This window comes from Brachyspira sp. SAP_772, from assembly GCF_009755885.1.
Lineage (GTDB): Bacteria > Spirochaetota > Brachyspiria > Brachyspirales > Brachyspiraceae > Brachyspira.
This window is the reverse complement of record NZ_VYIX01000003.1, coordinates 476,499-488,484: the sequence shown is the minus strand read 5'-3', so window position 1 is coordinate 488,484 and position 11,986 is coordinate 476,499. Positions and strand designations below refer to the sequence as shown.

The window sequence follows — 11,986 nt, the reverse complement described above, 5'->3', positions numbered from 1 at the left end:
TAATCTATTCTCCTAAACCCTATTAAAATATTATTCTTTTATTGTTTTTATTTGCGTAAAGAAGTATAAATATTTGCCTATAAATAAAATAACTAATAATATTCTTGCATGCAAATTATTAACAAATATAAATGTAGCTATAAGCATACAGCTAACAGGAAGAAGTATTGTTAATTTAGATTTTAATGTCATAGCCCTTGAATTAACAAAACTCTCTAAATGTTTTTTGTATAGTTTTGTAGACATAAACCAATCATGAAACTTTTTAGAGCCTTTAGCAAAAAAGAATGATGCTAACAACAAAAAAGGTGTTGTTGGTAGTATTGGTACAACTATTCCAATGGCTCCTATAGCCACACATATAAATCCTAAAACTATTAATAATGTTTTCATATAATGCCTTTAAAATCTAATTTTTTATTTTTTATAATATTATGCTTAATCATAACAAATACATGTTTTAATGCTATTATAGGGTGATAGATTAGCATTATTTTTCCAGAAAAAGACATAATTTGTTTTACTTTGTTTTTAATATTTCTTTTATAACATTGCTTTGGGCAAGCACTGCAAAAAGTTTTTGTTTTTATAAATCTGCAATTGTCTGTTCTCTCTATTGAATAATTGTATATTTCTTCGCACTCTTTGCATAGTGGTTTGCTTCCAAATGTTTTTGAGCAAATTTTTTGATAATCTTTATGATGATGTTTACAGTAAAGATTAATCATATAAAACATTACTCTTTTTTCATTTTCTCTTTTTTTATATATTTTGTCTTTTTTTAAGCACATATTTAATAACTCTTTTTTATATATTGGGCATCTATTTTTTTAGACACCCAATATACCACCAAAAATCAATATATTATAATAAAAGTTTAAAATTCATTAAAATTTCCAAGTAATACCAGTACTTCCATTGAATGCAAGTCCATTGTCAGCACTGTTTCCTATACCATCAACAGTAGTAGCCCCTCCAATCTGAGCCTCAAAATACCACTCTAAATTAGGCATAGGATTAATATATAATTCTCCATACACTAAATATCCTACAGAATAAAATATAGGAGGTATTCTTACAGGTTTAGCACTGCTGGCATATGCATTGATTCCTCCAGTAACCATAGAGAATGACACAGCAGGTTCTAAGTATAGTGTAATTAAATCACTTTCAGCAGTAAAACCAACAGGCACAGCCACACCTACAAATTGAGGCTTAGTTATATAATACTCTGTTCCTCCTATTTCTATAGAAGCTCCTTCACCTGTAAACATTATATTATGAGCAGTAAAATCATAATATGGTGCAGTAGGTATAGTGCCTGTATTTCCTAATTCAAAAGCACCTATAGGATTTGAAGCATCTATATTATAGAGTCCAAATTCAGCAGCTCCCTCTTTAGCATCCATTCCCGGAGGTGTAACTTTGTATGAAGTGCCTTTAAAATCTGCTATAGAACCTTGATATATTACCCTTATTTGAGGTTCTATTAATATAGGGTCAGTTGCTGCTATAAAATATCCTCTAATGTCAACACCTATAGAATGAGCAGTAGTATCTTTAGTAAATCCATATTTGCCGCTCTCTCCTACAGTTCCCATAGCACCTAAATTACCTCCGTCTGTTAAAGTGCCGCTTCTGCTTTCATTCGCTTTTAATTTGTACATTCCATATTTTAGATTAACTCTTATTCTGCTGAAAATATTATTACCTGTATAATATTCTATTCTTGTATCTGTTGAAACAGCCATATCGCCATCATTAATGCTTCCGCGTCCTATTCCTATTGTAACAGGTATATTTATTCTAAAATTTTCATTTAGAGCAGTTGCTGTTATTATAGGAGTGTGTGCCTGCCAACTTCCGCTAACATATTTGAATTGATAACCAGCACCAATAGCAAAACTCTCTGTTTTATATCCAAATCCAGCTAAAGCCGCAGGTCTAAAAGTGTTTATTCCGCCCTTGCTTCCATTGTCCAAATTATCTAACAAAACTCCAGCGGTTTCACCATTTACCCCAACAAGAAAACGAAAATTATCCGTACCTGCTAATACTCCAAATCTGTCAAGTCTTACAGTTAATTGATTTTCATCAACCAAAAAATCATTGAAATCCTCTACAATTGTGTAGCTAAATACACTATAAGCATTTATTATTAAAGCCGTTAAAATGATATATATACGTTTCATAACTTTTCCTTTATTTTTTCTATTTATAATTCTTTTTGTATTTCTTAATTATTGACACATATATATTTAATATTTTCATTTAAACTGCTTTTTTTATAAAGGTTTCTTTTTAGTTTTGTTTCTCTCTATAGCCTCCTTTAATAATATCCCATCCTGATATACACTTTTGCTCATATCAATATATTTTTGATAATTTTCATTATCTTTTATTTTGAAATAATATTGTGATAACCATACATAGGATAAATATTTTTGGTATTTTTCTTTAGAGTTGTTTAAAGCTCTATTGAAATATTCAAATGCTTTTTTGTCACTGCCGCCAGCTATGGCCGGAGCATGCATATAGCCTATAGCTGTGCCAAGCAGTGCAAAAAAGTTACCATTGTCAATTTCTAAAATGTTTTGATATATCTCTTTAGATTTTTTGCCGTAAGAAATTTTATCAGGAAGCGATGAATAATATATAATATAATTCATTAACTCTGATATGCTTATTAAATAATCAATGTCTTTTGATGTGCTGTAATTTTTGTTTTCATCTATTGCCTTTTTTAAATAGTTATATTTCTCTTTGTCACTTGATATATTTTTTGAAGTTACTAAATAATATATATTTTTATAAGTTTGTGAGTTATTTTCTTTTAATAAATTAATATCATAGTTTTTTGAAGAGTAGTAATTATTATAAAAATTATTTATTTCTTTTGAATTGTAGCTATATAGAATATTTGTTATAATAATAGTGATTAATACTATATATTTCATAGCAACGCCCTTCTTTATGTTAGCTAATACTTAAATATTGTTAGTATATTCTAACATTTATTAAAAAAATGTCAATATTATACTTCAATATTAACAATATATAATTATTTAAATACATTAAAATATACACTTGCAGAAGTTCTAAACTTTGATATACTATAAAAGCTATTTTCTAAATATTTTTTGTGGAGAGGGTATGCTTAAAAGAATAGTATCAGACATAATAAAAGAAGCTTTATGCAATTATTTAAAAGACACAGATGTAGAGAATATAGATTCTTATATAGATATAGGATACACTGTAGATGAGAAGTTTGGAGATTATGCTTCGCCTGTAGCTATGAGGCTTGCAAAACTTCTTAAGAAAAATCCTTTTGATATAGCTAATGATATTGTAAAGCTAATAGATAAAAAATATTTTGAGAGTGTTGAGGTTGCAAGACCGGGATTTATAAATTTAACATTATCAAAAGATTATATAAATGAATGTGTAAACAAATTATTAGAAGATGATGATTATGGCAAGAACTCTGCAGAAGATAAGAAAAAAATATTAATTGAGTATGTAAGTGCTAATCCTACAGGGCCTCTTCATATTGGTCATGGTAGATGGGCTGCTATTGGAAGTGCTTTATCTAATATACTTAAATATGTAGGTCATGAAGTTTATCAGGAGTTTTATGTTAATGATGCGGGAGAGCAGATAACAAAGCTTAATGAGAGTGTGAATGCTGTAAGAGAAGGAAGAGAGATTCCAGAAGATGGGTATCATGGTGCTTATATTAAAGATATTGCTAAGATGGACGGAGTGCCAAAGGATATAATATTAGAACAGCAGAGAAAGCTATTAGAGAGATTTCGCACATATATGGACAATTACGCCTCTGAACTCAAGATAAGAGAAGGCGGTGAATTAGAAAAGACTATGGATTATTTAAATGAAAAAGGTCTTTTATTTGAAGAGGATAATGCTGTTTGGTTTAGAAGCACTAAATATGGAGATGATAAAGACAGAGTTGTTAAAAAAAGCAATGGTTCATACACTTATTTTGCACCAGACATTACATATCACAAAAACAAAATAGACAGAGGATATAAACATTTAATAGATATATTAGGTGCTGACCATCATGGTTATGTACCTAGGATTACTGCTGCTGTGAGGGCTGTGAGCGATGACACTGCTGATTTAAAAGTTATACTTGGTCAGTTGGTGCGTTTGTACAGAGGAAATGAGCTTGTAAGAATGAGCAAGAGAACTGGGGATATGATTAGTCTTGAAGAGGTTATTGATGAGATTGGTGTTGACCCTACTAGATATTTTCTTCTTATGCGTTCATATTCTAGTTCATTAGATTTTGATTTGGAGCTTGCTAAAAAGAAAGATAATGATAACCCTGTTTATTATGTTCAATATGCTTATGCAAGAGTTTGTAATATTTTTTTCAAACTAGAAGAGAAAAATATGAAATATGATTATAATAAACAGTTTGATATTAATAAAATATCTAATGAAAGCACTTTGAAACTTGCTAAGATGATATTAAGATTCCCTGATGAAATTTATGAATCTGCTAAGTCTTTAGAGGTTTATACTTTATTAAATTATACTTATGATGTTGCTTCTTCTTTACACAAATTCTATTATGACAATATTGTATTAGAAGAAAATGATGATATAAGACAGGAAAGACTTACTTTAATAAGAGCTGTTAAAAAGATTCTTGGCATATGTTTTGATATTATAGGCATCACAAAAATAGAAAGAATGTATGATAACAATTAAAAGCAGCCAAAGAATATGTTAAAAGAAGTAGAGCAATTTTTATTAGAAACTATAAAAGAAAATGAAGAAAATAATAAAAAAAATATTTCTAGTAGTTCTTCTAATAAAAAAGAAAAATTAACTTTTGCTGTGGCATATTCTGGCGGTATTGATTCGCAAGTACTTTTAAATATAGCATACAAACTTAAAGATAAACTCAATTATAATCTTATAGCAATTCATGTTAATTATAATTTAAGGGGCGAAGAGTCCATTGGCGATGAAATGTTTGCAAGGGATACTGCCAAAAATTATAATATAGATATTTATGTGAAGCAAATAGAGAAAGGAAGCTATAATAATAAAAATACTCAGTTAGAGGCAAGAAAAGACAGATATTCATTTTTCAAAGAGCTTTACAATAAAAAAATATATGACTATTTGCTTATAGCTCATAACAAAGATGATTTAACAGAAACTATAATTTATAGAATGATTAAAGGAAGCGGCACAAACATTTATAAAGCCCTAAGCAAAAAAAGAAAATATATATTAAGACCAATATTAAACTTCTACAGAAAAGATATTGAAAATTATGCTAAAGAAAATAATCTCTCTCACAGAGAAGACTCATCAAACAAAACAAATAAATATTCAAGAAATAAATTAAGAAATGTTATTATACCAATGCTTGAAGAGATAAATTCAAAAGCAAAAAATAATATAATAAAGTTTGCTTATAGAGTTTATGAAGAGTCAAATATATTAAGAAAAAAAGTTAATAAAACATATAAAAATATAGAAATTAATAGAAATAAAATAAATATAAAAAACATTAAAAATAAACTCTTATTAAAAAAAATAATTATAAAGTTTCTTTTTAAAAACAATATTGAGATAACAGAAAAAAGGCTATTAGAGATATTAAAAATAATTTATTCCAAAAACCCAAATATAGTATTAAGGCTTGATGATTATAATTTAATAAAGAGTTATAGTGTATTAGAAATTGTAAAAACTAACGATATTAATACAGATTCAATTATAATTTATAATGACGGAGTTTACAATTTTGCTGGTAAAACCATAACAATAAAAACTGTTTTAAACAAAGATATTGATTATAAAAAAAATATATACATAAAAAAAACTTTCCCTATTGTTATACGAAAAAGAAAAGAAGGGGATTTTTTATATAGCTATCCAAATGGGGAGAAAAAATATTTAAGAAAGATTTTAATAGATTTAAAAGTTCCTTCTAAAGAGAGAGATTTAATTCCTATAATAGAATCAGAAAATGAAATAGCAGCAATATATTTAGAGCCTTATGGAATTAATAGAGTATCAAAAAATTATGCCCTAAAAAATAACGATGATTATGCATTAGAGATATTAATTAACTAATTTCTTTTATACCGCTTTCTATATCAAAAACCCAATGCCTATTAAAAACTTTTTTATAAGAATATCCAAATGGAAACTTACCTATAGACACAGCAAAAAAATTGTTTCCCTCTTTTCTCTGCTTCAAACATATATCAACCAAATATTGAGGCATGTCTTCCATTATGAAATCTGATATCACAAGCACATCATTATTATTATAATTTTTCATTATTCTATTTGCTTCATAGAGAGCTTTATATATATCAGAGCCTCCGTAGTAGCTTAGTTTTAAAAATTTTATAAGCTCATCTACTCCGCTATTTTTATCAAACTTATATGTGTATATTTCTGTGCTGAAGTTAATAAGATAGGCATTTCTATTTTCTGCTATAGCCTTCATCAATATTTTAAACATTATAGATTTGGCAATATATTCGTTTATTCCTTTCATAGAACCGCTTGTGTCTATGCATATTATCATATCCCCTTTGCCGTCTTTATATCCTGATGCGGTTTTGTTTTTATCTAATTCATTAAATGCATAATAACTTTTATCAAAGCACATAATTCTGTTTTCTATATATTTTAGCTTAAACAGTTTTTGAGCTTCCTCATTGCAAAGAAGTGAAAGCTCCTCTGGAATAATGTTTTCTATGTCTTTAGAAAAATAAATGCCTGATATCTCATCTTTAGAATCAATCTTTTTGTTTGTGTATGAATAATTATTTTTTAATTCTATGTTTTTTGTTATTTTTTCTATATCTATTTTTTTTCCTATAGAGTCTGTTATTTTTTCTATATAATTATTTTTATCAATATTGTCTATAAACTTAACCCATCTCTCTAATAAAGAAATATCTTCTTCTTTTAACTCCCCAACTCTAAAGTCCCATAATACAGCTGTTTTTATTCTAAGTATATTAGACATATATCTTAATCTCTTTAATAATTTAATCCAAGATTCTATATCATTAATAAACTTATATCTTTTCTCTTTAATGGTGTTTATAGTCCATTCATTATTTTTTTTATTATAAACTTCATTCCAATTTGATATTATATTTTTATTTATAGCGTTTAAATTATTGTTATTATTTTCTAATTTATCAAGCCAAAATTTTGTATCTACATCAAGCGAGTTAAACATATTCAAATTATTTATTATATCTTTTTTGCTAATGTCTTTTTTATCTAACTCTTTTTTTGCTATTTCTAATTCTCTTTTATTTTCTATATATGGATTATTGTTATATATATAATCATTTAAATCTTTTTTCCATTTTTCAATTTTTGTTTCTAATTCTTTTTCTATTTTTTCATCGTTATTAAAAGAGCTGTAGAAAACTCCTCTTGCCATTTTCTCTGTTTTTTTTATTTCTTTGTTATAAGAATTATTATTAATAAATTGTTTCATGGTTTTCTATTTCGCTTTTTAATTTTTCGGCGTTTAATTTTTCGCTTTCAAGATTCTCTATATAATCATCAAATATCTCTCTAAAAAAATTAAACTCTTCATCAGACATAAATATATTTTTTGAGATTTCAAAATTGTTTTTAATGTTGGAAATAATATTATCAATATTTAGTAATGAATCATTTAAAAGGTTTATGTATTTCTCTTTCTTTTCTTTTTCTATTTTTTTTGCATTTAATCTTTTAATATGATACTCAGCCTCAAACTCAAACAATGCTTCATAATTTTTTGAAAGTCTATTTGATAATAAACCATTTGTTTTTATGGCAGAGTTTATTTCAACAACGCATTTATCAGTCCCAAAAAAATTGCATCTGAACTTCTTTGTTTGATTTCTGCTAATATCTAATGGATAAAAATATCCGTTTTTTTGTAATTGTTTTATTGGTATATAAATAATAGTTTCTGCTTTATTATTATATTCGTCCATAACAACATCAAAACTTTTTGCTATATAATGCTTATCATCAATGTTTTCTGTATCATAAACTTTCTCTAAATAAAAACATTCATTGTCAATATTTGTTTTTATATTTTCAAAATTGTTTTTCCATTCATCTATTAAATCATTAAAATTGTAATATCGTCTAATAGCGTTTTCAGTAATTTTTTTTACAGCTTCAATATGCTCTTCTGTGCTCCACAAACAATTATAAATAATAAAGCAATCATAAATATCAACTTCTTCTTTACCGCTTAAATAAGCCGACAGTTTTAATAAATATGCTATATGCTGCCATCTTCTGTCTGATACATATATAGGGCTACTAATATTATCTTCATTAAACCTATCTATAGAAAGCTTTATATAATGAATAATATCAATAACTGTTTTTGAAAGTTTAACATCATTAGATTTCTTTCTAATTTCTATCCATTCATCTGTAGATATTTTTAAGTTATCATCTATTTCTACAAAAGAAGATAGTTCAGTGTTTTGAAGTATTTTTTCAAAGTTATCTTTAGTTTTTATATTTTTTATATTTAAACGCATAATAAATCTATCATACAATGCTTCAAGACCTTGACCTTCAGGAGGAGTTTCATTGCTTGCTGAGATTAATGCTTTTAATGGCACTTTTATTTCATTAACACCATTTTTAAATATTCTTTCATTTATTATAGTAAGAAGTGTATTTAGTATTGCAGGGCTGCTTTTCCAAATTTCATCTAAAAAAGCAAAGTCAGCATCGGGCAAATAGCCTTCAATTTTTCTTATATATCTATCGTTCTTTAATTCTTCCAAACTAATAGGTCCGAATATATCTTCTGGGGTGCTGAACCTTTGCATTAAGTATCCAAAGTATTTTGAATCTTTAAAAGCATATGATATTCTTTTTGCTATGAAGCTTTTGGCAGTTCCCGGAGGGCCGTATAAAAATATAGGTTTTCCTGCTATGGCACTTAGTAGAGTTAATGCTACAATATTTTCTCTCTCATAAAGCCCATTAGAAAGCAATTTTATAATATTTTCTATTTTTTTTGATAAATTAATATTTTCCATAAAACTCTCTCATCTATTAAAGTATATCATAGCTGTATTATTATTTAAAGTAATTGTATTTAATAATGTTTAATTTACTTTTATATATTTTTTGATATAATTATAAAAAAAGTTAAATAAATCATTTTACAAAAATAGTTCTCTCATGCTTTTTTATATAATTGACGAATATATATTAATTAATAAAAAAATTAATAAACCTACGCGGGGTAAATATGTGTAAATATGTATTGCTAATACTTATAATTGGGTTGAATATTCTTAATGCACAAAATCCACAAACTTCTTTAAGCAATGATTATCCTTCTACAAACAACTACAGTGAAGAAGGATATATTAGAAATGAGGAAGAGGCAAGGGCTGCATATAGTTTTGCTTTATACTACAAAGAAAAAGCATTAGCAAGCGGTGTGCTTAACAGAGAGAGTATTAATGACTTAGAAAATGCAAAAGTGATATTAAAAGAGGTTTTAAAATATATACAAGATGATGATATATATATTTCTCTTGCTGAAACTCATGAGGCTTTAGGAGAAATTGGTGAAAGCATAAAAATATATGATTCTCTTGTATTAAATAATTCTCAAAATATAGATATATTAATTAAGGCGGCTGAGAGAAATATATTTTTTGTGGGTGATTTAAAAAAGGCAAAATATTATCTTGAAAATGCTTATGAGATAGACAGAAGTTATAATGACACTTTAATATTATTAGGTTTTATTAATTTTAATGAGAGAGAGTTTGAAAATGCTATATATTATTTTGATAAGGTAAACACTTCAAAGCCTGCTAGTAAAAATTATTTGCAGTATTATAATTTTTATTATGGAATGTGTAATTTTTATTTAAGCAGATTTCAAAGTGCAATAGATAGACTAAACAAAGTTAATTATAATTCTTTATCAGATAGAGATAGGCAAGAGGCTGAATTTGCTATAATAAAAAGTTATCAGGCATTAGAAAACTATAATGAAGCATATAGTAAAAGTTTAGAAAATCCTAATGCTTATGTTTTAAGTGCTTATTTGAGTTTTATGGCAGATAAATATAATGAAGAATTATTCTCACAAATTAATAATAGTGTTAATACTCCTCAAGTGTTATCTGTTATTATAGAAGCTAAAAATAATGGCTACAGCAATGCTTTAAATATCATAGAAACAGATATAGACAGAGCAAAAATAGATTTAGATATAATTCAAACATACTATAAACTTGTAAATGAAGTAGGAAGCAAAGAAGAAAAAATAAAAGCAGAATTGGATGTTATTAGTTTTTATTTGATGCTTGGCAATATAGATGCTTTGCCTAAACATATAGAAAATATTATTAATTATGATAGCAAAAATGAAAAACTTTACACATTATATTTGCAAGCTGCTTTGAAGTTTGAAGAGCAAAATAATAAAAAAGCTGCAAAAGAAATGCTTTATAAATATGCTTCTTTAAAGAAAGGAAACATAGCTGAAAATGAATTAGTTTCTTTAGTTATGACTTCTACAGATATAGGTGAATATGATTTTGCTATAGAAAATATTGAAAAGTTTGAAAAGGAGAAAGATTATTATAGTTATTTGAAGTCTTATGTATATTATTTAAATAAAGACTTTGACAATGCTAACAACTTTTTAAACAAAGATTTAGAGGTTTTTAGAAATAATAAAAATCTTAATACTAATGATTATAGATTAAATATACCTTATGTTACAGCACTTTCTGTTTCTAATACTAATTCTATTATGGAATATGCCAATTTTAAATATTCTATAAATAAAGATTCTGCTGAGGCATTAAATAGTTTGGCTTGGGCTTTGATATATTTAAATATTGACATAGACAGAGGAATATCTCTTGCTAAAGATGCTGTAAAAATAGAGCCTAAATCTCCTCATTATATAGATACTTTAGGTTTTGGATATTATTTAAAAGGCAATTATGATGAGTCTTTAAAATTATTATTAAAAGCAGCATTTTATGCAGATGAAACTTCTAAGGCTGAAATTTATTCACATTTGGCAGATGTTTATTATGCTAAAAAAGATTTTAACAGTGCATTAAAATATTATAGAAAATCAATATCTTCTATTTACAAAGATGATAGTTTTGATTCTAAGAGAATAGAAGAGAGAATATCATCAATAGAAAATAATACAAAATAAGAGAGGTTATAAGTAATGATAAAAAGAAGAATAGTTTATATATTTTTATTTACTTTTTTTGCAGGGACAGTGTTTGCTCAAAATGAACAGGAAGTGATGAAAGAGGCTTTTGATAAGTTTTCTAAATCACCATTTACTTCGCTTTATTCATCAGGAGGTGCTTTTTACAGCGGTGATGATTTAGACCAAATGCCTATGATAGTTAATTATTATAAGAATGATAATAATAATAAATATATGACAGCATTAGATGGACTTTTGGGCGGAGTTATAATGGATGCTAAAGTTATTAACAATGAACTTACATTATACACTCAAGATTCTCAGGAAACAATTAAAAGAAACTTTAATACATTTGCATTAGAAGCTCCTATCATGCGTTTTCCAAAGCTTTATGCAGATATATTGGACTATAAGTTTATAGATTTAAATAAAAAAATAATAAGCAGCAATATCACATTAGGTAAAAATTGGCATACTCTAAAAATTGGTTATAATGATAGAGTTGATACCATAGTTTTTTCTGCTTCTACTTTCCGCGTAAGAAGTTTTTCTACTTCATTTATGGATAATGTTGTTAATGTTGAATTGGGTTCTTATACTACAGTTAATAATATACCATATCCTAAAGAGTTTATTATGAAAAGCAAAACTGACAAAAGAGAGATTCGCTACAACATCACAAATGTTTCAGCTGGTAATAATGCTAAAAATGCAGCTAAAAAATTAGGCTGGTAA

10 protein-coding genes are annotated in these 11,986 nt (G+C 26.5%); 4 read left to right on the top strand and 6 right to left on the bottom strand.

Annotated elements, in window-relative coordinates:
* Nucleotides 1–30 precede the first annotated feature (30 nt).
* The 4 genes from GQX97_RS11965 to GQX97_RS11950 all read right to left on the bottom strand — a co-directional run bounded on the left by GQX97_RS11965 (nucleotide 31) and on the right by GQX97_RS11950 (nucleotide 2,957).
* Entirely contained in the window at nucleotides 31–393 is a 363-nt protein-coding gene (locus tag GQX97_RS11965) for a YbaN family protein (RefSeq protein ID WP_157152162.1), read from the bottom strand.
* Complete coding sequence (locus tag GQX97_RS11960) at nucleotides 390–791, bottom strand: nitrous oxide-stimulated promoter family protein (protein WP_157152161.1); 402 nt, start codon at nucleotides 789–791, stop codon at nucleotides 390–392. Before GQX97_RS11960 ends, GQX97_RS11965 begins: the two co-directional genes overlap by 4 nt.
* Nucleotides 792–887: 96 nt before the next feature.
* Nucleotides 888–2,192, bottom strand: a complete 1,305-nt coding sequence (locus GQX97_RS11955) for a variable surface protein VspJ (protein WP_157152160.1) — start codon at nucleotides 2,190–2,192, stop codon at nucleotides 888–890.
* Between the two features lie 93 nt (nucleotides 2,193–2,285).
* Nucleotides 2,286–2,957 (bottom strand): hypothetical protein, encoded by a 672-nt coding sequence (locus GQX97_RS11950; protein ID WP_157152159.1) that lies wholly within the window; start codon nucleotides 2,955–2,957, stop codon nucleotides 2,286–2,288.
* 196 nt (nucleotides 2,958–3,153) lie between these two features.
* On the opposite strand from GQX97_RS11950, the gene GQX97_RS11945 reads away from it, so the two are divergent.
* On the top strand, nucleotides 3,154–4,743 hold the full coding sequence (locus GQX97_RS11945) for an arginine--tRNA ligase (RefSeq protein ID WP_157152158.1): 1,590 nt from the start codon (nucleotides 3,154–3,156) through the stop codon (nucleotides 4,741–4,743).
* Nucleotides 4,744–4,758: 15 nt separating this feature from the next.
* Nucleotides 4,759–6,126: a tRNA lysidine(34) synthetase TilS gene (tilS, locus tag GQX97_RS11940; RefSeq protein WP_157152157.1), complete on the top strand. Its 1,368-nt coding sequence runs from the start codon at nucleotides 4,759–4,761 to the stop codon at nucleotides 6,124–6,126.
* Here tilS and GQX97_RS11935 read toward each other — a convergent pair.
* Both GQX97_RS11935 and GQX97_RS11930 read right to left on the bottom strand, forming a co-directional pair.
* The gene (locus GQX97_RS11935; RefSeq protein ID WP_157152156.1) at nucleotides 6,119–7,522 is read right to left on the bottom strand and encodes a VWA domain-containing protein; all 1,404 of its coding nucleotides are present in this window, start codon (nucleotides 7,520–7,522) and stop codon (nucleotides 6,119–6,121) included. The genes tilS and GQX97_RS11935 overlap by 8 nt on opposite strands.
* On the bottom strand, nucleotides 7,506–9,086 hold the full coding sequence (locus tag GQX97_RS11930) for an AAA family ATPase (protein WP_157152155.1): 1,581 nt from the start codon (nucleotides 9,084–9,086) through the stop codon (nucleotides 7,506–7,508). The genes GQX97_RS11935 and GQX97_RS11930 overlap by 17 nt, the downstream gene beginning before the upstream one ends.
* A gap of 215 nt (nucleotides 9,087–9,301) precedes the next feature.
* On the opposite strand from GQX97_RS11930, the gene GQX97_RS11925 reads away from it, so the two are divergent.
* Together GQX97_RS11925 and GQX97_RS11920 are read left to right on the top strand one after the other, a co-directional pair.
* A complete protein-coding gene (locus GQX97_RS11925; RefSeq protein ID WP_157152154.1) occupies nucleotides 9,302–11,248 on the top strand; it encodes a lipopolysaccharide assembly protein LapB in 1,947 nt (648 codons plus the stop codon).
* Between the two features lie 15 nt (nucleotides 11,249–11,263).
* Nucleotides 11,264–11,986 (top strand): hypothetical protein, encoded by a 723-nt coding sequence (locus GQX97_RS11920; protein ID WP_157152153.1) that lies wholly within the window; start codon nucleotides 11,264–11,266, stop codon nucleotides 11,984–11,986.

Bases quoted from the DNA above. Each gene is read 5' to 3' on its own strand.
- GQX97_RS11965 (WP_157152162.1), bottom strand. From the start codon at position 393: ATGAAAACATTATTAATAGTTTTAGGATTTATATGTGTGGCTATAGGA.
- GQX97_RS11960 (WP_157152161.1), bottom strand. From the start codon at position 791: ATGTGCTTAAAAAAAGACAAAATATATAAAAAAAGAGAAAATGAAAAA.
- GQX97_RS11955 (WP_157152160.1), bottom strand. From the start codon at position 2,192: ATGAAACGTATATATATCATTTTAACGGCTTTAATAATAAATGCTTAT.
- GQX97_RS11950 (WP_157152159.1), bottom strand. From the start codon at position 2,957: ATGAAATATATAGTATTAATCACTATTATTATAACAAATATTCTATAT.
- GQX97_RS11945 (WP_157152158.1), top strand. From the start codon at position 3,154: ATGCTTAAAAGAATAGTATCAGACATAATAAAAGAAGCTTTATGCAAT.
- tilS (WP_157152157.1), top strand. From the start codon at position 4,759: ATGTTAAAAGAAGTAGAGCAATTTTTATTAGAAACTATAAAAGAAAAT.
- GQX97_RS11935 (WP_157152156.1), bottom strand. From the start codon at position 7,522: ATGAAACAATTTATTAATAATAATTCTTATAACAAAGAAATAAAAAAA.
- GQX97_RS11930 (WP_157152155.1), bottom strand. From the start codon at position 9,086: ATGGAAAATATTAATTTATCAAAAAAAATAGAAAATATTATAAAATTG.
- GQX97_RS11925 (WP_157152154.1), top strand. From the start codon at position 9,302: ATGTGTAAATATGTATTGCTAATACTTATAATTGGGTTGAATATTCTT.
- GQX97_RS11920 (WP_157152153.1), top strand. From the start codon at position 11,264: ATGATAAAAAGAAGAATAGTTTATATATTTTTATTTACTTTTTTTGCA.